Genomic DNA, 20,913 nt, shown 5'->3' on the forward strand with positions numbered 1-20,913 from the left:
GGCCTAGAGCGCCCGCACCCGCGGCCCCTCGCCCCGGCCGTCCAGCATCAGGTCGGTGACGGCCCAGACCAGGGCGTCGGCCCGGTCCCAGTGCCCCGCCGCCTCGCCCTCTTCCTCGGCGCCCAGCTCCATCAGCTCCTCCTCCAGCGCCGCGAACGCCCCCGCATGCCGCACCCGCCCCTGTTCATACAGGGCCGCCACCGGCTCGGCCCGCGCCGCCTTGCCGCGCGAGGCCCGCACCGCCGTAAAGCCGATGTTCTCCCCGTCGGCCCCGCACCCGGCCGCCTTCAGCACCGCCTCGACCATGTCCCCGCCCTGGTTGACCTCGCCGACGATGCATCGGGCGCCGAACAGCCGCGCCGTCTCCATCGCCCGCTCGGCCCATTTCTGCGGCGACAGCCCCCGCATCGAGCGGTCGGCCAGCACCCAGGCCGTCTCCCCGCGCCGCCCCACCGCCACGATGCCGCAGGCGTCCCCGCCGCGCGAACAGGTCGGGTCCAGCCCCACCACCACCCGCTCATAGACCGGCCGCCCCTCCACCGAGACCGGAGCCGCCCCCCGCGCCGCCGCCATCATCTCGGCGGTGAACAGCCCGCCCTCGGGCTCGACCACCTGGCCCTCCAGCTCCTGCGCCGCCCGCCGCGTCCCGCCGTACAGCCGCTCCAGCCCCTCCAGAAACCCCGGCGCCAGATGATCCCCATTGTCCCGCGTCGTCGCATGGGTGAGCGCACATAATTCCTCGGCGCGGAGCGCCTTGAGCGCCCTTGTCGGGCGCGGCGTCGTCGTAACCACCAGCCGGGGGCTATCGCTCGGCTCGCGGAGCCTCGCTCCTTGAGCCCCCACGCCCCCGTTTTGCGCCGCGCTTGGATCGACGGCTGGGGAGTCCGGGTCTGGCAACCTCAACCTCAGCCCCATCCGCAGCAGGGCCAGCGTCTCCCCGCCGTTGCGCCAGGCGCAGAATTCGTCGGCCCAGGCGGCGGCGAACTGGGGGCCGCGCAGGCTGTCGGGGTCTTCGGCCGAGAAGACGAAGGCCTCGGCCCCGTTCGGAAACACCAGCCGCCGCCGCGACGGCTGATACTCCGGCCCCCGCCACTCCACCTCGCCATCCCCACCGACATCCGTCCAGCGCGGCAGGCTCATCACCCCCGACGGCCCGGCGATCATCACCTCGCGCACATCGTGCAAGGTCGGCCCGATCAGCGCCAGCCGCCCGCCCGGCCCCAGCCGCTCGGCCATGTCCGCGATCCACGACGCCCCCGCCAGAGTCTTGCCCGCCCCCCGCCCGCCCAGAAACAACCAGGTCGACCACGCCCCCTCCGGCGGCCTCTGCGCCTCCCGCAACACCAGCCCGCCATTGCCCTGACCGTCCCCGTCGCCGCCTTCAAGCAAACCGGGGGTCTGGGGGCTCATGTAGCCCGAAGGGCGGTAGCCCCCAGGCATAGTGGGGGTCTGGGGGCTCAAGTAGCCCGCAGGGCGGTAGCCCCCAGGAATAGAAGCGCCCGCCCTTACCCGCTCCCGGTCGAACACGCGCTCGACCTGTTCTTTCGCCATGAGGATCCGTCCCATCACGGCGAACCGACCCTCCCCGGCCGCCCGCTGGATCAATCGCCAGAAGGCGGCCCGCGTCCCCTCGGGATCGGCGGGATCGACGGTCACGCCCCAGGTCGCCCCCTCCGGATCAGGCGACCCGTTCCCCAGGAGAGGTTCGCCCTCGGCCAGCGCCCTCTGCCGCTTCTGAAGGCCCAGCTTCCCCGCCATGCTCGCCACGTTCGAGGCCCGGACCGGAAACCGCGCCTCGATATCCCTATAGGTCGCCCCCCGGTCCACCAGGGCGAAGACCTCGCGCCATTGTCCCGCCGTCAGCTTGCTGTTGGGATGGCGCCAGTCGTCCGGCCGCTCGAGGACCGGGATCGACCGCCGCGCCGGATGATCGGCCGGCAGGTCGCCGATCCGCATCCCCAGCCGTTTGGCGTTCGCCCTCCAGGTGTCGGGCGACACCCCCGCCTCGGCCCGCAGCGCCTTCGCCGTCTCGCCCCCATGCCACCGCCCGAACAAGACCCGCCAGGCCGCGTCATCCATCCGACTGTTGAAATGCTTCCCCATGCGGAGAAGCCTAACCCCGCCCGCACCTCAGGCGCGTCGATTGGCAAAGCCGGACCTCAACCGCCTGATTTCAAAAGGGTTCGCTTTCAGAATTGCGTGCGTTCAACCCGTCCAGCGCCCGCAATTCCCATCCTTCCGGCGCCCCCGCCACAAGGACCGACCGCGTCGAAAAGGGCCGCCCCGACCCACCGACGCCCTCCCCCTGTCGTCATCCTCGGGCTTGTCCCGAGGATCCATACTCCCGGTCTCAACGACGGCGCACCCTGCGGACACACCGGGCTTATGGATCCTCGGGACAAGCCCGAGGATGACGGGTCTAGAGAGGCGAGGATGACGAACCTGGGGACCTCGCCCCAAGCCCCTACCGACCGCCCGCCTCGTCCGTCTTCACCTCGCTGGCGTCGCAGCTGTACCGTTCGCAGTATCGGCGTCTCAGTTCTGCGACCGCCGCCTTGGCGGCCTTGGATTCCGGAAAGGCCGATTCAAACCTGTCCATATCCGGCGGCGACACATAGTCGCCGGCCAGCAGGCGACGAAGGTCGCTCTCGCTCGCCAGCCGCGCCAGTTGCAACACCAGGGCCTCGCGCCGCTCGGCGCGCACCTCGACGAACAGTTCATCGACCCAGGCCTGGACGACCGCGCGCCTGTCGTAATCCAGCCCGTCGAGGAAATCATCCTCTTCCGGCTCCCCGTCCTCATAGGCGCGATCGACGATCTGGCGCGCAAGCTTCAGCTGGATTTCGGACGGCTCCGGCCCGCTCCACCCGCCTTCATCCGCCTCATCCTCCACGCGGAAACGCACTCTGGCCCGCACCTCGCCCGGCATCGGTATGCCGGCGACCCGCCCCAGCCTCAGCTCCCCGCTGGCGACCACCACGCGCGCCGCAGACCCGAATCCCAAGCCCTGCGGCCGTTCTTCGACGACCCTGCAGTTGTAGGGATGGCCGTCCGTCTCCTGATAACAGCGAACAATGGCCCAGCCCTGCAGGTCCAACTGCGCCGCGAACCCCGGCATCAGGTCAGAGGTCACTTCGGGATCGGGCGTCCGCGCCCAGTTGGTGGCGGGCGCCTCCTGCTCCCACAATTTGGGCGTCCCCGGATCCGGAACCAGAACAGCGAGTGCCAGCAGCGGCGCGACGAACATGACGACCCCTCATCCCCCAAACTCCGCAGCACTCACCACAACGCGAGGATATTGTCGATCCAAGCCCCTTGGTTTCGTCATCGCTCAGCTTGCTCGGCTTCCCCATCCGGAAAAGCCTAACCCCGCCCCACCTCAGGCGCGCAAATCGCGTAACCGGAAGGCTAAGGTTCTGTTCAACAGAGGTTATGTTCTCGGAATTAGGAGATTCGGAACCCGGCTGCGCACCTATTACGCCTTGCGTCAGGCCAATTCCTCGCCCGCATCCTCTTCCTTCTCGGCGTCCGCCACCCCGTCTGACAGGGCGCCGGTTTCCATCAGGTCGTCGGCGTCGATGGTGGGGCCGTCCACGATCCGGGCCAGCAGGTCCGCCTGCTGCGGCTCCAGCGCGACCAGCCGGGTCAGCACCCGCAGAACGTTCAACAGCTCGGTGGTGTATTCCGCCGGCCATTCGGTCGGCTGGATGGCCGACAGGGGCGAGGGCGGGCGTTTGTCGCCCATCGGCGGCTTGGACCGGTCGGCGCGGCGATAGCTCCACCACTGGCTGATCACCCGCTTGCCCGACACCTCATAGGCCCAGACCTCGGGCGCGACATTGTCGACATGGCCGGTCCCGATCTTCAGCCGGCGTTCGGCGGCGTCATAGGTCAGGTCGTGCGGCATCTCGGCCAGGGTGCGCGGCAGGGCGCCGTCCTTGGGGATGGTCGGCTCCGGCCCGTCGGTGACGCGCGGCGCCCCCTGGGGGCGGCCGTCGGCGAAGCGTTCGCCGAAGGTGTGAAGCCAGACGACCTCGCGCCCGAGCGTCGCCGCCTGATGGAACAGGTCGCCGTCAGCGGTGATCGGAATCCGCAGACCCGGCTGTTTCAGATTGGCCCGGAAGCGGGCGACATAGGCCGGATGGGCCGCGACGGCGGCGATGTAGGCCAGCATGTCCTCGGGCTCGACCGCCCGACCGTAGGTCTCGCCCAGGGTCTTCAACAGACCCGGCGCGATATTGCTCTGGCTCGCCGAGGCGTCGGCCCAGAGCGGGAAGACCCGGCCGCCGAAGGAACCTTTGTAGTGGTGGAGATCCGGCAACAGCCCTGTAATCGTCAATGCGGGGCCGTCGGTCGGCGAGTGGGCGATCAAACCGGTCAGATAAACTTGGCGCTCGGAATGGCATTTCCACAGCGTCGGATTGGACTGATTGATCAACCGAGCGTCGGGCAATATCCACTGCCGGTCAAAGGATCGAAAAGCGAAACGTGAAGGCGGGATCGCTTCAGCTTGATCCAAAGCGACCGGCTGAGTGCGTCTTTCGTGGCCTTCGAGCCCCTCCTTGACGCCCTTGTCGAGATGCTTGTCACCGGGCTTTCCATCTCGCAGATGGGGGTGGAAAAGCACCGCCTTCTTCGTCGCATCCTTCTCTGAAATCAGCCGCCTCCAGCGGTCTTTCAGCGACTGGGCGTCGGGCGCGATCACCCAGGTCCGACCCGCCATGACGCCCGAGCCGTTGTAGAGGAACAGGTCCTCCAGCGCCGGATAGCCGAGCCAGGCCGCCTCGCCGGCGGCGAGGAAGGGCGCGCGGGGGTCGGTCGGGGCGTCGGTCCAGCCGGCGTCGTCCAGGCCGATCCCGGCCAGGGCCTCGAACTTGGCCTTACGTCCGCCCTCGGGCAGGGCGCGAAACCGCACCCGCGCCGGTGTGGACGGACTGTCGGGCGACCGGCGCAGGGCCATGACGATACAGACCGTCTGCTGCACCCCGTCGAAGATGCGCGAGGCGACCGGCGCCTGGTGTCCCTCGGGCGAACAGTCGATGACCCAGATCTCGTCGGCGTCGCGGCGCAGGTCCGCCCGCATCTTCTGGAACCCCGGTCCGTTCAGGAAACCGGCCACGGTGATGAAACAGACGATCCCCTGGCGTTTGGTCCAGTCGCGCGCCTCGTCCTTGTCGCCGCCGCTGCGGAAACTGTCGCCGCCGAACACCTTCCACGCGGCCCAGCGCCAGAAATAGACATAGAGGTTTCTCAGGTGTTTGGCGTGGGCGCCGACGCCCCAGGCGACCGGCGGCTGCCAGTCGTCCAGCGGGGCGCGGTCGCGCCCGCCGTGATCCTCGACCCAGCCGCCCAGGCCCTTGGCCTTTTCCTTGTAGGGCGGATTGCCCATCACCACGGTGATGGCTTCCTTGCGCTTGACCTTGTTGGCCTGACGCCGGGATTCGGCGATGCCCTGAACCGACTGGGGCACCCACTGGGTCTCCTCGTCCGGGTCGGCCAGGGTGTCGGTGATATAGAGCCGCAGGGCGGTCGCATCGGCCACATCGGCGTCCACCGACGTCAGGTCGGCGATCTCGGCCAGCAGCCGCAGCTGGGCCACGGCGAAGGGGCCGAACTGAAGCTCGAACCCGACCAGACGTTTCAGGGCGCTCTGGACGGCGGCGGGGACCGAGCCCGCGCCCTCTTCGTCCTCGACCGTCCGGGCGATGCGGTTCAGCACCCCCAGCAGGAAGGTGCCGGTGCCGACCGCCGGATCGGCGAGGGACACCTCGCCGGACGCCAGGCCGCGCGCCAGATTAAAACGTTTCGGCGCGCGCAGGGCCTCGTCCACCAGCCGCACCATCTCGGTCACGACCTCGGGCGGGGTGTAATAGCTGCCGGTCTTTTTCCGCAGCGACCGGTCATACTGCTGCAGGAACTCTTCGTAGAAATACAGCCAGGGCTCGGCCCTGCCCTTGGTCAGGGTCTTCCAGTTCACCGCGTCCACGACCCGGACCAGGGTCTTGATCGAGGTGTCCAGCAGATTGGCGCCGGCCGTCGGGTCGGTCAGCAGTTTCAGCGCCGATCCGATCAGGGTGTTGGTCTGGCTCAACTGCCGGGCCGCCGCGTCCAGGCCGGCCGACAGGTCAATGCCCCGCGCCTTGGCCATCAGCAGGCCGAAGGTCACGGCCTGGGCGTAGCCGTCGGCGAATTCGTCGTCGGTCGCCTCGGGCAGCAACAGTTGACGCCAATCTTCCCTCAGCCCCACCAGGGCCGGCGCCTCGCGGTCCAGCTGTTCGACGACCTCGTCGCGCAGCAGGCGGCACAGGCGCGCCGTGGTGTCGGCCAGTTCCTTGGGGCTGCGCGGCGGAATCGGGTTCCATTCCAGGAACGTCTCCACCAGCGCCCGGAGGCTGTCCGGTCCCGTAAGGGCCGCCCCGCTCGTCTCAATGTCGCCGTCCAGCCGCACGATGGACTGGGCCAGTTCGCCGTCGCGCCACAGGGAAAAGGCGGACCCGTCGGTATAGATCAGGTTCGGCAGGGCCTTCAGCTTCTCCCACTGGCCCTTGTCGTGCTTGTCGGTGAATTTGCGCGGATCGGCGCCCTTGCCCGGCGCCTTGACCTCGATATGGCCGGTCAGGGCGCCCTTGCGCGTGACCGAATAGTCGGGCCGCGTCATCAGATCGGCCAGGGAGGTTTCGCCGACCAGGATCACATCGTCCGCCGCCGCGCCGATGACGGCGCAGATGTCGTGGATCAAGGTCTCCAGCGGCGTGCGCAACTGGTCCTCGGGCTGGCCCGTGACGGCGGGATTGCTCAGCTTGTCTTTGGCGGTCTTGCCGAATTTGGCGATGGCGTCCGCAAGCGTCGGCTTCATCCACTTCCCCCTCGATCTCCCTCAATCGCTTGGGGAGCGTCGCGATGCAACCGCGATGATGTCTGGACCTCGCCACGAATCAGCGGGAGAGTCCGTCTCATGTCCCAGTTCGAGCTTTTCACCCAGCCCGTCGTCCAGCCCTCGACCGAGCCCAGCGTCGAAGCGGTGCGCGCGCGGCTGGAGGCCCTGCTGAAAAGCCTGCGCGAGGCGGAGGTCATGCCTCTGTCGGAGCGGAAGCTGGCCTATTGGACCACGGTCGTGCCGCAGATGAGCCGGTGGCTGCCCGACGACGAACGAGCCGCCGTCCGCGCCGAGTTCTCGACCCAGATCGACCGGCTGACGCGCCGCGCGGCCTGAAACTCCCTTTCGTTCTCGTCGCCAAAGGGGCGAGGATGACGGTTCTATAGATTGCCCCTCAGTGCGCGGCGTCCCAGTTCGCCGCCGCCCGAGCCTCCACCACCAGCGGCACGGTCAGGGCCACCGCCGGGTCTGAGGCGTTTTCCATGACGCGTTTGATGACGGCGATGGCGCGGTCGGCCTCGGCCTCGGGGGTTTCGAAGACCAGTTCGTCGTGGACCTGCAGCAGCATGCGGGTGTTCAGCCCGGCCTCGGCCAGGGCTGTGGGCATGCGGATCATGGCGCGGCGGATGATGTCGGCGGCGGCGCCCTGGATCGGGGCGTTGATGGCGGCGCGTTCGCCGAACTGGCGTTCGGCGCCCGATTTGGAATGGATGGCGGGGATGTGGATGCGGCGGCCGAAGACGGTGGAGACGAAGCCGGCCTGGCGGACCTCGGCCTTGGTCTTGTCCATGTAAGTGCGGATGCCTGGAAACCGGTCGAAATAGGTCTTGATATAGGCGCCGGCCTCGCCCTGATCGATGCCCAGCTGGGCGGCTAAACCAAAGGCGCTGATGCCGTAGACGATGCCGAAATTGATGGCCTTGGCGCGGCGGCGGGTTTCGGACGGCATGCCCTCGACGGGGACGCCGAACATTTCGCTGGCGGTGGCGGCGTGGATGTCGAGCCCGGCCTTGAAGGCGCGTTTCAGCTCGGGGATGTCGCCGATATGGGCCAGCAGGCGCAGTTCGATCTGGCTGTAGTCGGCGCTGATCAGCAGATGGCCGGGGGCGGCGATGAAGGCCTGGCGGATTTCGCGTCCGGTCTCGGTGCGGATGGGGATGTTCTGGAGGTTGGGGTCCGAGCTGGCCAGGCGGCCGGTGGTGGCGGCGGCCAGCTGATAGCTGGTGTGGACGCGGTCGGTCTTGGGGTCGGCGGCGGCGGTCAGGGCGTCGGTATAGGTGCCCTTCAGCTTGGACAGCTGGCGCCAGTCCAGCAGGACGCGGGGCAGGGCGTGGGTGTGGGCCAGGTCTTCCAGCACGCTGGCGTCGGTGCCCCATTGGCCGCTGGCGGTCTTCTTGCCGCCGGGCAGGTTCAGCTCGCCGAACAGGATTTCGCCGATCTGGCGGGGGGAGCCGATGTTGAAGGGGCGGCCGGCGATCTCGTGGGCCTGGGCCTCCAGCTCGGCCATGCGCAGGCCGAACTCGCTGGACAGGCGTTTGAGGCGGTCGGGGTCGACGCGGACGCCGGCGGTCTCCATGTCGGCCAGGACGGCGGGCAGGGGGCGTTCCAGGGTCTCATAGACGGTGGACAGGCCCTCGCGCGCCAGCCGGGGCTTGAGGATGCGCCACAGACGCAGGGTGACGTCGGCGTCTTCGGCGGCGTAGGTGGTGGCGGGTTTCAGGGCGACGTGTCTGAACGACTTCTGGCTCTTGCCCGTTCCGGCCACGCTCTTGAACGGCACGGGGTCGTGCCCCAGATGCAGCCGCGCCAGCTCATCCATCCCATGCCCGTGCAGCCCGCCCTCGAGCACATAGGAGATCAGCATGGTGTCGTCATAGGGCGCGACGCGTATGCCCCGCCGCGCCATGACGGCTAAATCGTACTTGGCATTCTGCAGGATTTTCAATACACTAGGATCTTCCAACAACCCCTTCAGCTTCGCCAGAGCCGTCGCCTTGTCCAGCTGCTGGATCGGCTCGCGCGCCTCCCCCGGCTCCCCGAACAGCCCCCCCTCGCCCGCCTGGGGCTCATGCTCGTGCGTAAGCGGGATGTAGCAGGCCTCATTCGGCCCCACCGCCAGCGACACCCCGCACAGCCCCGCATGCGTCGCCGACAACGACGAGGTTTCTGTGTCAAAGCCGACAGTCCCCGCCTCGACCGCCCTAGCGATCCAGCGATCCAGCGCCTCTTCGGTCTGGACGCATTCGTAAGCCTCAAGGTCGAAGCTCTGGGCCTCGGCGGGACCTTCCACCACCTGCCCGTAGCGAGGCGTGGCGACCGGGGCGCTCAGGTTCGGCGCGCGCTTGGGGGCGAAGGCGGAAGTCTCGCTGGGGCCGGCCTTGCCGTCGCCGACACGACGTTGCAGCGACCGGAACTCCATCTTGTCCAGGAAGGCCGACAGGGTCTCGGGATCGGGATCGCGCACGGCGAAATCCTCGATCAGCTCGGGCGCCGGGGCGTCGCAGGTCAGGCGGACCAGCTCGCGCGACAGGCGTATCTGATCTGCGAAATTGATCAGGGTCTCGCGGCGCTTGGGCTGTTTGATTTCGCCCGCGCGGGCCAGCAGGGCGTCCAGATCGCCGTATTCATCAAGCAGCTGGGCGGCCGTCTTGGGTCCGATGCCCGGGGCGCCGGGAACATTGTCGACGCTGTCACCGATCAAGGCCTGAAGATCGATCATCTTCTCGGGGCCGACGCCGAACTTTTCGAACACCTCGGGCTCGGCCAGACGGCGGTCCTTCATCGGATCCCACATGACGACTCCGCCGCCGATCAGCTGCATCAGATCCTTGTCGGAGGACACAATCACCGCCTCGCCTCCGGCGTCGCGCGCCTTGCAGGCATAGGTGGCGATCAGGTCGTCGGCCTCGTAGCCGGGCAGTTCGACGCAATGGACGCCAAAGGCCGCCGTCGCCTCGCGCACCAGGGGAAACTGCGGGACCAGGTCCTCGGGCGCCGGCGGGCGGTGGGCCTTGTACTGGTCGTACAGGGTGTTGCGGAAGGTCTTGTCCGAGTGGTCGAAGATGGCGACCAGATGGGTGGGGCCGTCGGCGCCCTTCATATCCTTCAGCAGCTTCCACAACATGTTGCAGTAGCCCTGGACCGCCCCGACCGGCAGGCCGTCGGACTTGCGCGTCAGCGGCGGCAGGGCGTGATAGGCGCGGAAGATATAGGCCGAGGCGTCGATCATCCACAGCCGCAGGGCGGGGCCGTCCTGGGTGAGGGGGCGATCCTTATCGGGGGCGGTCTCGGAAGCGGAGGCGTCGGTCATGGCCGGAACATAGGCGGCCGAAGCCGCCGCGTCAGCCGTCAGAATTCGGTCCAGCTGGATCCGGGGTCGCGGCGGCCCGGCTGGGCCTGTTGCTGACCCCAGCTGACGATCATCAGCAGCTTGTGACTGCGGATCCGGTACTCGCCGATCATGGGCAGGACCGCGCCCAAGGGAGCGCCGGTCTTGGCTTCGTAAAGAAAGCCGGAAAATTCGGCGACGCCGACCCGGTCGCGATTGCTGTAGACAGACAGTTCCGGCAACGAGACGACGTTCAGGGTCTCGTTGATCGGAATCCGCATTTCCGGAAGACCGAAGACGCGGCGCATCTGCTCCAGCGACAGGGCGCCCGGCCGGATCTCGAACACGGCGTCGGACTCGTCCTTGTTGCGCGCCAGGCGGTATCCGGCGTCGGACAGAGCGGCGCGAATGGCGCTGATAGCGTAACGCGAGCCCTCGCCCTGGAAATAGGATTCATCGACGAAAATGGACGACGCCGTCGGCAGGGGCAGGGACAGGCCCTCCACCGCCTTGTCCGACGCCCGCGCCATCAGCAGCTGTTCGGTCGCGGTGCGGCCGATATAGGTCTCGGTGGTCGAGGCGCAGGCCGTCAAACACAGGGCCGCGGTCAACAAAAGCGCGAGGCGGCGCATCACCATGTTCCGGTATTGCCCATCGAGGCCCAGGGCTCGGCGGGCGCCAAGGGCTCGCCTTCCTGCAGCAATTCGATCGAGATCCCGTCCGGCGATCGGACAAAGGCCATATTACCGTCGCGCGGCGGACGATTGATCAACACCCCGCCGTTCATCAGCCTTTGGCAGGCGGCGTAGATGTCATCCACTTTATAAGCCAGATGGCCGAAGTTTCGGCCGCCCTGATAGGTTTCCGGATCCCAGTTGAAGGTCAGTTCAATCTCGGGGGCGCGTTCCGCCGCGGACTGCTCCAGGTTCTTGGGCGCCGCCAGGAAGACCAGGGTGAAACGGCCCTTCTCGTTCTCGGTGCGGCGCACCTCCTGCAGACCCAGCAGGTCGCAATAGAAATGCAACGAGGCGTCGAGGTCCTGTACGCGGACCATGGTGTGTAGATAACGCAAAGCGTGTGTCTCCGTCCGGGGGAGGCGCGGTTAAGCGCCCTCTATAGCCGCCAGATGGCGAAACCACGATTCAACTGAGGTGACAGGCTCAGCAGGCCCGCATTCAATGGGCCTCGGGCGCGCGGGCGGCGGGGCTCAGATATTCGCTCTCGTCGTGCGGATGGGCCGACAGGACGAAGCGGCGGTCGCAATAACCGCACTCGATGAAGTCGTCCTCGCCCATGTCCATATAGACCAGCGGATGGCCGAGAGCGCCGCCCCCGCCGTCGCAGGCGACCCGCTTGGTCGAGACCACGACTTGTTCGGGCGGAGGGATGATCGCATCGGGATGGCGGGGCGGCATTATTCGGCTCGTATCTTGGCGAGGAGGCGTCGGGCGCATACCTATGCGGCCCGTCCGGCGGCGTCAAACCGCCGTGCGACCCGATTCCTCGTTCAAAGCGCCCCGAATGACCGATGCGACGACCCTGCCCGACAACGCCATCGAGGTGCGCGGGCTGAAGAAGACCTACGCCGGCTCCAAGAAGTCGGCGCCCAAGACGGCCCTGCGCGGGGTCGATCTGGTCATTCCGCGTGGCTCGGTGTTCGGGCTTCTGGGCCCGAACGGCGCCGGAAAATCGACCCTGATCAACATCCTGGCCGGCGTGGTCAAGAAGTCGGAGGGCACGGTGACCATCTGGGGCCGCGACATCGACAAGGAGCCGCGTGACGCCGCGGCCGCCCTGGGCGTCGTGCCGCAGGAGATCGTCGCCGACGTCTTCTTCACCCCGCGCGAGTCGCTGGAGGTCCAAGCCGGCTTTTACGGCGTGCCGAAGAACGAACGTCGCTCGGACGAACTGCTGGCGGCGCTGGGCCTTTCGGACAAGGCGAACGCCTATGTCCGCGCCCTGTCCGGCGGCATGAAGCGCCGCCTGATGGTGGCCAAGGCCCTGGTCCACAATCCGCCCATCCTGATCCTGGACGAACCGACGGCCGGGGTGGATGTCGAACTGCGTCGCCAGTTGTGGGCCTATGTGCGCCAGATCAACGCCGAGGGCGTGACCATCGTCCTGACCACCCACTATCTGGAAGAGGCGCAGGAGCTCTGCGACACCATCGCCATCGTCAACCGGGGTCAGGTGGTGGCCTGCGAGCCGACGCCGCAGCTGCTGCGCCGGCTGGACAGCCGCAATGTGGTGGTCACGCCCGAGACGCCCCAAGCGACGCCCCCGGTTCTGGACGGCTTCCAGGTCACGCCCCGTCCCGGCGGCGCCTTCGCCGTGACCTACAAGAAGGGGCAGTCGTCGGTGGAACAGGTCATCAACGCCGTCCGCGCCGCCGGCGTCACCATCGCCGACATCACCACCGAGGACCCGGACCTTGAGGACGTCTTCCTGGCCCTGACCTATGGCGACGCCAGCCAGGTCGATCCGACGAAGGATTAATCCACGTCCGCCAGGAATTCGAAGATCGCCGCCTTGGCTTCGGCTTCGTCCAGCATCGGGGCGTGGCCGACGCCGGGGACCTCGACATAGGCCATGGCCGGCGCGGCCTTCTTCATCTTCTCCGCGATGGCGGGGCTCAGCAGATCGGACTCCCCGCCCCGCACCAGCAGGGTCGGCTTGGTCTTCGCCAGACGCCGGAACATGGGCCACAGGTTCGGAACCAGGGCCTTGGCCCCCGCCGCCCGGATCGGAACCGAGATGTCCGGGTCATAGTCCAGCCCGATCTCCCCATCCGGCTGCTGACGGAAGATGCGCCGCGCGAATCCGTCCCAGTCGGCGTCGGAATAGTGGGGAAAGGCGACCGCGTTGATCCGCTTCGCATAGGCCGCCGCATCGGCCCATGAGCCGATCTCGACGGGCTGGCCGCTGTAGGACGCGATGCGCGCCAGGCCTTCGGGCGCCACTTCGGGACCGATGTCGTTCAGTATGGCGGCGACCACAGCCCGCGGCTTCAGCGCCGTCAGGGCCATGGTGATCAGCCCGCCCATCGAGGTGCCGACGAAGACGGCGCGGTCGATCGCCGCCTGCTCCATCAGGGCCAAGATGTCCTTGGCATAGACGTCGGGCCGATAGGTCATCGGATCCGACGCGCGATCCGACAGGCCGCGTCCGCGCACATCGACGGCGAGGACGCGCCGGCCGCTCTGGGCCAGCAGGGGGGCGATGGCCTCGAAGTCGGCGCTGTTGCGCGTCAGGCCGTGGATGGCGATGACGGGGGGCCGGGCCACGCCGGGACCGGGCGCATAGTCGCGCGCGAACAGGTCCAGCCCGTCCGGGGACTTCCAGCGACGTTCGACATAGGGAGCGACCAAGGCCACGGCGATCTCCTTCAATCCAAGATGGACAGAGTAATTCACCGCGCGAGGAAATGCGATGGCGTCAGGCGCCGATCAGTTCGCGCACGAAGACGTCCAGATCGCCGCCCGGGAACAGAAAGCCGGACACGCCGGCCCGTTTCGCCGCCTCCACATCGGTCGGTTGGTCACCGATCATGAAGGATTTCGCCGGATCGATGTCGTGATCGGCGATGGCCCGCAGCAGCATGCCGGGATTGGGCTTGCGGTCGGGATGGTCGGGATGGCGATAGCGTTCGTCGCGCGCCTCCGGATGGAAGGGACAGGCGTAGACGGCCCCGATCACCGCCCCGTCCTGGGCCAGGTTTTTAACCAACAGGGCGTTGAACCCGTTCATCTGGTCCTCGTCGAACATCCCGCGCGCCACGCCCGACTGGTTGGTGACGATCACCGCCAGATAGCCCAGCCGGTTCAGCCGTCGCACCGCCGCCGTCGCGCCCGGAATCAGTTTCAGATGTTCGGGCAGGTGGGGATAGCCGGAATCCTCGATCAGGACCCCGTCACGATCCAGAAAGACGGCGGGTACGCCGGTCATGCGTCGTGTCTCAACAGTTCGGAAAAGGCGGTCATCAGGTGATACAGGCTGGAGGCGGGCACGGCCTTGTCGATCGACGTCCCGTCTCCCTCATAGCTGTCGATCCACAGACCCGGAACCGCCGTCGCCAGATGGGTGGCGAAGGTCGCCTCGATCAGGCCTACAGCAGCGGCGGCGTCCCCGAAGGTCAAGGCGGGGCGGATGGCCTCGGTCTGAGCCCACAGACGGCGGCCGGCGTTGATCGGCGCCCCGGCGGCGTCCATCTCGCGGATCATGAAACCGCCCTTCAGCCCCTGGGTGACGGCGCGGCGATGCAGGCCCTCGGCCGCGGGGTCCATATCTGAACCGGCGTCGAGACCGGCGATGCGCGCCTGACGCAGCAACCAGGCCCATTCCTCGAAATGGCCGGGTTCGACGATGTGGCCGGCGGCCGGATCCGGCCGCCAGTCCTCGGTGAAATATTCGTGGATCGCGCCGTCGATCAGGAAACGACGGCGGCACAGGTCCAGCACCCCCCGCGCCACAGTCTCGAACATCGGGTCCGGCGCGATCATCTGCCAGGCCAGCATGGCCTCCAGCAGGTGCATGTGCGGGTTCTGGCGACGCGGCAGACGCGGCGGCAGGGCCTCATGCCAGCCGCCGTGCGGGGCCCCCATCAACCGATTGATCGCCCCCAAGGTCTCCAGCGCCAGGGGCCGGGCCCGGTCGTCGCCCAGCACCCGATGCGCGGCCGCCAGGGCGAAGAGCACGAAGGCCAGATCATAAAGGTCCGGCGTCTCGTCCACGACCGCGCCTGCGTCATCGGTCGCCGCGACCCACAGGCCGTCGTCGCGGCGACAGGCGGCGATCATCCGGTCCAGACCGGCCTGGGCCACCGCCCGCCCCGGCGCCCAGCCCAGGGCGGCAGCCTCGCAGAAGACATAGATCTGGCGCGCCTGGACCCGGGTGCGGCGGCGCAGTCCGGTCCGCGCCCGGCCCTCGAAATCCAGCTGTTCGAAGAACCGCCCCTGGCCGTCCACGCCACGGTCGGCCCACAGCGGCAGGGCCTGGTGAAACAACCAGTTGGAGACCTTGGTCTTGGCGGCGGCGAGAGCGGACATGGCGTCGGCTTAGAACATCATCGTTGCAATGGGCAACGCGAAGTGACGCCGCCCGGTTTGGTCTCCGCGTTCGATCTTGCTAGGACGGCGGCCACCCTCGCGGCCCGACCCGTCGGTCCGCCGCCCCCGATCCCCCCGGATCCTCGTGGAGAGCGCGTTTTCATGATCCCCTTCATCGACCTTCAGGCCCAGCGCCTGCGTCTCGCCGGCAAGATCGAGGCCGCCGTTCAGGAGGCCGTCGTCGGCGGCGCCTGGGTCATGGGGCCTCAGGTCCGCCAGTTCGAAGCCGAACTCGCCGCCTTCGGCCGGGCCGAACACGCCCTGGGCTGCGCCAACGGCACCGACGCCCTGGCCCTGCCGCTGATGGCCTGGGGGATCGGGCGCGGCGATGCGGTCTTCGTGCCCAGCTTCACCTTCGCCGCCACCGCCGAGGTGGTGCCCTGGTTCGACGCCGAGCCGGTCTTCGTCGACGTGGACGCCGACACCTACAATATGGACCCGGCCGCGCTGGAGCGCGCCATAGAAGGCATCAAGGCCGAGGGCCGCCTGACCCCCCGCGTGGTCATCGCCGTCGACCTGTTCGGCCAGCCCGCCGATTATCCGGCGATCAGGGCGATCTGCGACAAACACGGCCTGAAACTGATCGCGGATTCGGCCCAGGGTTTCGGCTGCACCATCGGCGGCGAACATCCGCTGAAATGGGCCGACATCACCACCACCAGCTTCTTCCCGGCCAAGCCCCTGGGTTGCTACGGCGACGGGGGGGCGGTGCTGACCAATGACGACGAACTGGCCCAGCTGATCGATTCCGTCCGCGTGCACGGCAAGGCCGTGGCGGTGGACCTGAAGGACCGCGTCTTCGATCACGACCCCAAATATCTGAACATGCGGATCGGCTTGAACAGCCGTCTGGACACGATCCAGGCCGCCGTTCTGATCGAGAAGCTGAAGGTGTTCGGTGAAGAGATCACGTGGCGCAACCGGATCGCCGCCCGCTACAATCAAGGCCTGCGCCCTCACGTCGCCAAGGTTCCGGACGTCCCCGCGGGCAATATCTCGAACTGGGCGCAATATACGGTCGAACACCCCGACCGCGACGGCCTGATCGCCCATCTGAAGACCCATGACGTGCCGACCGCCGTCTATTATCCGATCCCGCTGCACCTGCAGCCGGCCTATGCGCATTTCCCGCGAGGGACCGGCGGCCTGCCGGTGACCGAACGTCTGAAGGACGTGGTCTTCAGCCTGCCGATGCACGCCGACCTGGACGAGGCGACCCAGGACAAGGTCATCGCCGCCGTCGCCAGCTACAAGGGATAAGCCTGATGCCGAACACCCCCGTCCTCAAGTTCGGCGTCGCCGGCGTCGGCGTCATGGGCCGCAACCATGCGCGCGTCGCCTCCGAGATGCGCGAGTTCGACCTGACCACGGTCTTCGACCCGGATGCGGTCGTCGCCGATGGGGTCGCCGCCGCCTATGAGGCGGCGCCGGTCACGACCGCCCAGGCCTTCGTCGACGCCGGCCTGGACGCGGCTGTCGTGGCCACGCCCAACCGATTCCATGCCGAAATCGGCGTCGCCCTGCTGGAAAAGGGCGTCCACGTCCTGGTCGAAAAGCCGATCGCCGCCACCGTGGCCGACGCCCAGCGGATGATCGACGCCGCCAAGGCCAATGACCGCGTCCTGATGGTCGGCCAAGTCGAACGCTTCAATCCGGCGGTGGACACGGTCAAGCGCGCCGTCGCCGACGACGAGATCATCTCCATCCAGGTCACCCGCGTCGGCCCCTTCCCGCCCCGGATGGGCGAGGTGGGCGTGGTCATCGACCTGGCGGTTCACGACATCGACATCATCCGCCACCTGACCGGATCAGAGATCGTCGAGGTCCAGCCGCAGCTGGCCCGCACCCGCGCCGAGCGCGAGGACACGGCCCTGCTGCAGTTCCGGCTCGACAACGGCGTGATCGCCCACATCACGACCAACTGGGTCACGCCCTACAAGACCCGCACCCTGCAGGTCGCCACCAAGACCAAATTCATCGTCGCCGACCTGATCACCCGCCAGGTGACGGAGTATTTCGGGCAGCAGCCCGACGGCTCCTATTCGACCCGCATGTTGAACAGCTGGCCGGCCGAACCGCTTCGGAAGGAACTGGAGGCCTTCGCCCGCGCCATCAACACCGGCGAGCCCCCGGCGGTGACCGGTGAGGACGGCCTGCGCAACCTCGAAGTCGCCCTGCGCTGCCTGGGCGAGGCCTAAGGCCCCGCTCTCGCCGCAAAGCCTGACGAAGGAAGAGGCATGCGCTCCATTCTCGTTCCCGTCGCCGCCGCTGTTGTCGCCGTGTCCGCCGCCGCCCCGGCCCACGCCGACACCCGCTACCTGTCCTACAACGCGTCGGATCGGATCACCCAGGCCCTGACCAAGGGGATCACCCTGCAGGTCAGGCGCGGCCTGTTCGGGGCGGTCAGCGCCGAGCGGCTTTTCTCCACCACGGCGCGCGGGTCGGCCGACTTCACCCGAGGCGGCCCGAACGAGGCGCGGCGCGTCCTGCCCGAGGGGGCGAACGAGACGGATATCTATGCGATCGACCAGACCGGCGACGGCCGCGGTCTGGCGCGCGCCCTGTGTCCCGGCGCGAACGACGTCTGGGTGGTGATGAGCCGCATACGCGCGCCCCGCCCCCTGACGATGCAGGCGGTCGGCCGCTGGGCCGACGGGACCTACCGCCATTGCGTGACCTTGAGCTACGACTGGCGCGGCGAATGGCAGACAGCGCCAGTGTCGCCGTTCGCGGACACGGACTCCTAGATCCAGCCCCGACGCCTCGCCCTTTCGCCTGTCACGCTTGGTCGTCTATCCTTGCGGCTGGAGAGGCGTTCGGAGAAACGGCGATGCGATGGGCCCTGCCCCTAGCGGTTCTGATCGGCGTGGTCGCCGCCCTGCTGACCTGGACCCGACCGGGCGCGCCCATTCCAACGACCGCTGATGCGCCGGTCGCCGTCTATCTCCTCGACAACGGCTTCCATACCGATCTGGCCGTGCCCCGCGCAGCGCTTGAGCAGCGGGGCGGGCCGCTGGCCCAAGCCATCGCGACCGTGCCCCCGGGCGACTGGATATTGATCGGCTGGGGCGACGCGACCTTCTACGTCGATCAAAGCCCGATCTCGGACCGCCTGCCCGACGGCGCGCGCGCCTTCTTTCGGCCGGGCAATCCGTCCGTCCTGATGCTGGACCCGGAGGCCCAGGATCCGCGCGACCGCTACCCCGCACACCGCCGCGCGGGCCTGCGCCTGACGCCCACCGCCTTCGACCGGATGGCGGGGCGGATCGAGACCTCGCTGGACCTCTCGCATGGCGCCCCGCGTATCGTGACCGCCCGCCCCGGCGACGACGCCCGCTTCTTCGCCGGCCGGGAAAGCTTCTCGATCCTGCACCTTTGCAACCACTGGACCGCCGGGGTGCTGAACGCCGGCGGGGTGACGATCCGCCCCGCGCGGTCGGTGTTTTCGGGCGAGGTGATGCAGTCCGTCAGAGCGGCGGAACTGGACAGGGCGGCTCCACGCGCCTAGACCGCCCGACTTTCGCTTATCCGGCCGGGTCCGAGCCCCGGCGGGCGAACAAGAAGGAGCGGCCGATGGCCCACAAGCAGCATACCCGCAATTCCTCCGGCCCGGTCGGTCCGAGCCAACGCCAGTTGCGCGCCGGCGAACTGATCCGTCACGCCCTGGTCGACATCCTGCGTGAGGAGGACATCCACGACGAGGCCCTGGCCGACGTGTCCGTCACCGTCACCGAGGTCCGCCTGTCGCCGGACCTGAAACACGCCACCTGTTTCGTCGAACCCCTGGGCGCCGGCGTCGAAGCCGCCGCGACCACGGGCCACGAGAGCGAGATCATCAAGGCGCTGAACGTCCACTCCAAATTTCTGCGCGGCCAGTTGGGCCGCCGCCTGGACATGAAGTTCACCCCCGACTTGCGCTTCCGCCACGACGAAAGCTTCGACGCCGCCAGCCACCTCGACAAACTGTTCGCCGATCCGCGTATCCAGGCCGACCTGGCGGCGCGCGACGACGAAGGGAACGACGCTTGATTAACCGCCCTCAAGGAGCGCCTAGCGCGGCAGGCCCAGCCTTCCGGCCTCAAGCAGCGCGAAGCGCGGTAGGCCAAGCATCGTGGCCTCAAGCAGCGCGAAGCGCGATAGGCCAAGCATAATGGCCCGCAAGAAGAAGGGCGACGTGATCGACGGCTGGGTCTGCTTGGACAAGCCGTTCGAGATGGGATCGACCGAGGCGGTCAGCCGCATTCGCCGCCTGTTCAACGCCCAGAAGGCCGGTCATGCCGGGACGCTGGATCCGCTGGCCAGCGGCATCCTGCCCATTGCGCTGGGCGAGGCGACCAAGACCGTGCCGATGATGATGGAGGCGCAGAAGGTCTATCGCTTCACCATCAACTGGGGCGTCTCGACCGACAGCGTGGACCGCGAAGGCGAGATCACTGGCCGTTCTGACGTGCGCCCCTCGGTCGAGGCGGTAAAGGCCGCCCTGCCCGCCTTCGTCGGCGAGATCGACCAGACCCCGCCCCGCTTCTCGGCCATAAAGGTGGACGGCGCCCGCGCCTATGACCTGGCGCGCGACGGGGTCGAGTTCGAGTTGCAGTCGCGCCGCGTGACCATCCATTCGGCCGAGGTCACGGATGCGCCGGACGCCGACCATGTCGAACTGACCATCCGCACCGGCAAGGGCGTCTATGTGCGCTCGCTGGCGCGCGACCTGGCGCTCGCCCTGGGCGCCGAGGGTCACGTAAGCGCCCTGCGCCGCGAGCGGGTCGGCCCGTTCAGCACGGAAAACGCCGTCACTCTGGATTCTCTGGAGGAAATGGTGCATAGGGGCGCCGCCTCGGAAGGCTTGCTTCCCGTTGCGACCGCCCTGGACGACATCCCGGAGCTGGCCGTGACGGATCAGGACGCCTTCTCGCTTCGGCAGGGACGCCCGATCGTTCTGCTCCCCCGTCAGGTGGAAACCCTCAAGGATCGCCTTTCCGGCGGTTCGCGAACGGTTTCAGCCTTCCAGGGCCAGACCCTCGTCGCACTCTGTCAGTTGCGGGCCGGCCGGTTAGAACCCGACCGCGTTTTCAACCTCTAGGCCCGCGCCATCCGGCAAGGGCCGAGACCCCAAGGCCTCAAGTAGCGCGAAGCGCGATAGGCCAAGAAAGGACTCTTCGATGTCGGTTACTGCTGAACGCAAGCACGAGATCATCGCCGATAACGCCCGCACCGCTGGCGACACCGGCTCGGCCGAGGTTCAGGTCGCGATCCTGTCGGAACGCATCTCCAACCTGACCGAACACTTCAAGACTCACAAGAAGGACAACCACTCGCGTCGTGGCCTTCTGAAGATGGTGTCGCAACGTCGCCGCCTGCTCGACCACCTGAACAAGGTCGACGCCGGTCGCTACCAGGCGCTCATCGCCAAGCTGGGCCTGCGCCGCTAAGGCGTCGGATCAGTGTAGAATACGCTTTCGAGGCGCGGGCGGTCACGTCCGCGCCTCGTTGTGCGACTAGAGACGACCTGTGCGCCGCAGGACTTACGGCGCAGTTGCGAGGGCCATGCCGGTCCTCTCCCGGTCGACCGCGATGGCGCGGCGACCTCTGGATCGAAGGACTGA

General features: G+C 67.9%; 19 protein-coding genes. 9 read left to right on the forward strand and 10 right to left on the reverse strand.

Annotated elements, in window-relative coordinates:
- Positions 1 to 3: 3 nt before the first annotated feature.
- The 3 genes from GGR11_RS10750 to GGR11_RS10760 form a co-directional block, all read right to left on the reverse strand.
- Positions 4 to 2,103, reverse strand: a complete 2,100-nt coding sequence (locus GGR11_RS10750; protein WP_246331766.1) for a terminase large subunit domain-containing protein — start codon at positions 2,101 to 2,103, stop codon at positions 4 to 6.
- Between the two features lie 361 nt (positions 2,104 to 2,464).
- Entirely contained in the window at positions 2,465 to 3,247 is a 783-nt protein-coding gene (locus GGR11_RS10755; RefSeq protein WP_183196876.1) for a hypothetical protein, read from the reverse strand.
- A 240-nt stretch (positions 3,248 to 3,487) separates the two neighbouring features.
- On the reverse strand, positions 3,488 to 6,856 hold the full coding sequence (locus GGR11_RS10760; RefSeq protein WP_183196878.1) for a type ISP restriction/modification enzyme: 3,369 nt from the start codon (positions 6,854 to 6,856) through the stop codon (positions 3,488 to 3,490).
- 99 nt (positions 6,857 to 6,955) lie between these two features.
- Here GGR11_RS10760 and GGR11_RS10765 point away from each other — a divergent pair, with 99 nt between their 5' ends.
- On the forward strand, positions 6,956 to 7,213 hold the full coding sequence (locus GGR11_RS10765; protein WP_183196880.1) for a hypothetical protein: 258 nt from the start codon (positions 6,956 to 6,958) through the stop codon (positions 7,211 to 7,213).
- Between the two features lie 58 nt (positions 7,214 to 7,271).
- Here the strand turns inward: GGR11_RS10765 and polA are convergent, their stop codons facing one another.
- From polA to GGR11_RS10785, 4 genes are all read right to left on the reverse strand, one after another.
- The gene (polA, locus tag GGR11_RS10770) at positions 7,272 to 10,187 is read right to left on the reverse strand and encodes a DNA polymerase I (RefSeq protein ID WP_183196881.1); all 2,916 of its coding nucleotides are present in this window, start codon (positions 10,185 to 10,187) and stop codon (positions 7,272 to 7,274) included.
- A gap of 38 nt (positions 10,188 to 10,225) precedes the next feature.
- Entirely contained in the window at positions 10,226 to 10,837 is a 612-nt protein-coding gene (locus GGR11_RS10775) for a DUF6655 family protein (RefSeq protein WP_246331768.1), read from the reverse strand.
- Complete coding sequence (locus GGR11_RS10780) at positions 10,837 to 11,277, reverse strand: VOC family protein (RefSeq protein ID WP_183196886.1); 441 nt, start codon at positions 11,275 to 11,277, stop codon at positions 10,837 to 10,839. The genes GGR11_RS10775 and GGR11_RS10780 overlap by 1 nt, the downstream gene beginning before the upstream one ends.
- Before the next feature lie 103 nt (positions 11,278 to 11,380).
- Complete coding sequence (locus GGR11_RS10785) at positions 11,381 to 11,620, reverse strand: zinc-finger domain-containing protein (RefSeq protein WP_183196887.1); 240 nt, start codon at positions 11,618 to 11,620, stop codon at positions 11,381 to 11,383.
- 106 nt (positions 11,621 to 11,726) lie between these two features.
- Between GGR11_RS10785 and GGR11_RS10790 the strand changes: the two genes are divergently transcribed.
- Positions 11,727 to 12,701, forward strand: coding sequence for an ABC transporter ATP-binding protein (locus GGR11_RS10790; protein WP_183196889.1), 975 nt, complete (start codon positions 11,727 to 11,729; stop codon positions 12,699 to 12,701).
- Here GGR11_RS10790 and GGR11_RS10795 read toward each other — a convergent pair.
- From GGR11_RS10795 to GGR11_RS10805, 3 genes are all read right to left on the reverse strand, one after another.
- On the reverse strand, positions 12,698 to 13,579 hold the full coding sequence (locus GGR11_RS10795; RefSeq protein WP_183196891.1) for an alpha/beta fold hydrolase: 882 nt from the start codon (positions 13,577 to 13,579) through the stop codon (positions 12,698 to 12,700). The genes GGR11_RS10790 and GGR11_RS10795 overlap by 4 nt on opposite strands.
- A gap of 61 nt (positions 13,580 to 13,640) precedes the next feature.
- Positions 13,641 to 14,150, reverse strand: a complete 510-nt coding sequence (locus tag GGR11_RS10800) for a D-glycero-alpha-D-manno-heptose-1,7-bisphosphate 7-phosphatase (protein ID WP_183196893.1) — start codon at positions 14,148 to 14,150, stop codon at positions 13,641 to 13,643.
- Positions 14,147 to 15,250 (reverse strand): AGE family epimerase/isomerase, encoded by a 1,104-nt coding sequence (locus GGR11_RS10805; protein ID WP_183196896.1) that lies wholly within the window; start codon positions 15,248 to 15,250, stop codon positions 14,147 to 14,149. The genes GGR11_RS10800 and GGR11_RS10805 overlap by 4 nt, the downstream gene beginning before the upstream one ends.
- Positions 15,251 to 15,412: 162 nt before the next feature.
- Here GGR11_RS10805 and GGR11_RS10810 point away from each other — a divergent pair, with 162 nt between their 5' ends.
- The 7 genes from GGR11_RS10810 to rpsO all read left to right on the forward strand — a co-directional run bounded on the left by GGR11_RS10810 (position 15,413) and on the right by rpsO (position 20,739).
- Complete coding sequence (locus GGR11_RS10810) at positions 15,413 to 16,570, forward strand: DegT/DnrJ/EryC1/StrS family aminotransferase (RefSeq protein WP_183196898.1); 1,158 nt, start codon at positions 15,413 to 15,415, stop codon at positions 16,568 to 16,570.
- Between the two features lie 5 nt (positions 16,571 to 16,575).
- On the forward strand, positions 16,576 to 17,508 hold the full coding sequence (locus GGR11_RS10815) for a Gfo/Idh/MocA family protein (protein ID WP_183196900.1): 933 nt from the start codon (positions 16,576 to 16,578) through the stop codon (positions 17,506 to 17,508).
- A gap of 39 nt (positions 17,509 to 17,547) precedes the next feature.
- Positions 17,548 to 18,057, forward strand: a complete 510-nt coding sequence (locus GGR11_RS10820) for a hypothetical protein (RefSeq protein ID WP_183196902.1) — start codon at positions 17,548 to 17,550, stop codon at positions 18,055 to 18,057.
- Positions 18,058 to 18,140: 83 nt separating this feature from the next.
- Positions 18,141 to 18,818, forward strand: a complete 678-nt coding sequence (locus GGR11_RS10825) for a DUF2459 domain-containing protein (protein ID WP_183196903.1) — start codon at positions 18,141 to 18,143, stop codon at positions 18,816 to 18,818.
- 65 nt (positions 18,819 to 18,883) lie between these two features.
- Positions 18,884 to 19,339 carry a 30S ribosome-binding factor RbfA gene (gene rbfA / locus GGR11_RS10830; RefSeq protein WP_183196905.1) on the forward strand — a complete coding sequence of 152 codons (456 nt, stop codon included), beginning with the start codon at positions 18,884 to 18,886 and terminating at the stop codon, positions 19,337 to 19,339.
- Between the two features lie 121 nt (positions 19,340 to 19,460).
- A complete protein-coding gene (gene truB, locus GGR11_RS10835) occupies positions 19,461 to 20,390 on the forward strand; it encodes a tRNA pseudouridine(55) synthase TruB (protein ID WP_183196907.1) in 930 nt (309 codons plus the stop codon).
- A gap of 79 nt (positions 20,391 to 20,469) precedes the next feature.
- On the forward strand, positions 20,470 to 20,739 hold the full coding sequence (rpsO, locus tag GGR11_RS10840) for a 30S ribosomal protein S15 (protein ID WP_008261985.1): 270 nt from the start codon (positions 20,470 to 20,472) through the stop codon (positions 20,737 to 20,739).
- The last annotated feature ends 174 nt before the right edge of the window (positions 20,740 to 20,913 follow it).

The sequence above is a fragment of the Brevundimonas mediterranea genome, assembly GCF_014196125.1.
Lineage (GTDB): Bacteria > Pseudomonadota > Alphaproteobacteria > Caulobacterales > Caulobacteraceae > Brevundimonas > Brevundimonas mediterranea.

Coding starts and splice junctions, on each gene's coding strand:
- GGR11_RS10750 (WP_246331766.1), bottom strand. CDS start 2,103: ATGGGGAAGCATTTCAACAGTCGGATGGATGACGCGGCCTGGCGGGTC.
- GGR11_RS10755 (WP_183196876.1), bottom strand. CDS start 3,247: ATGTTCGTCGCGCCGCTGCTGGCACTCGCTGTTCTGGTTCCGGATCCG.
- GGR11_RS10760 (WP_183196878.1), bottom strand. CDS start 6,856: ATGAAGCCGACGCTTGCGGACGCCATCGCCAAATTCGGCAAGACCGCC.
- GGR11_RS10765 (WP_183196880.1), top strand. CDS start 6,956: ATGTCCCAGTTCGAGCTTTTCACCCAGCCCGTCGTCCAGCCCTCGACC.
- polA (WP_183196881.1), bottom strand. CDS start 10,187: ATGACCGACGCCTCCGCTTCCGAGACCGCCCCCGATAAGGATCGCCCC.
- GGR11_RS10775 (WP_246331768.1), bottom strand. CDS start 10,837: ATGCGCCGCCTCGCGCTTTTGTTGACCGCGGCCCTGTGTTTGACGGCC.
- GGR11_RS10785 (WP_183196887.1), bottom strand. CDS start 11,620: ATGCCGCCCCGCCATCCCGATGCGATCATCCCTCCGCCCGAACAAGTC.
- GGR11_RS10790 (WP_183196889.1), top strand. CDS start 11,727: ATGACCGATGCGACGACCCTGCCCGACAACGCCATCGAGGTGCGCGGG.
- GGR11_RS10800 (WP_183196893.1), bottom strand. CDS start 14,150: ATGACCGGCGTACCCGCCGTCTTTCTGGATCGTGACGGGGTCCTGATC.
- GGR11_RS10805 (WP_183196896.1), bottom strand. CDS start 15,250: ATGTCCGCTCTCGCCGCCGCCAAGACCAAGGTCTCCAACTGGTTGTTT.
- GGR11_RS10810 (WP_183196898.1), top strand. CDS start 15,413: ATGATCCCCTTCATCGACCTTCAGGCCCAGCGCCTGCGTCTCGCCGGC.
- GGR11_RS10815 (WP_183196900.1), top strand. CDS start 16,576: ATGCCGAACACCCCCGTCCTCAAGTTCGGCGTCGCCGGCGTCGGCGTC.
- GGR11_RS10820 (WP_183196902.1), top strand. CDS start 17,548: ATGCGCTCCATTCTCGTTCCCGTCGCCGCCGCTGTTGTCGCCGTGTCC.
- GGR11_RS10825 (WP_183196903.1), top strand. CDS start 18,141: ATGCGATGGGCCCTGCCCCTAGCGGTTCTGATCGGCGTGGTCGCCGCC.
- rbfA (WP_183196905.1), top strand. CDS start 18,884: ATGGCCCACAAGCAGCATACCCGCAATTCCTCCGGCCCGGTCGGTCCG.
- truB (WP_183196907.1), top strand. CDS start 19,461: ATGGCCCGCAAGAAGAAGGGCGACGTGATCGACGGCTGGGTCTGCTTG.
- rpsO (WP_008261985.1), top strand. CDS start 20,470: ATGTCGGTTACTGCTGAACGCAAGCACGAGATCATCGCCGATAACGCC.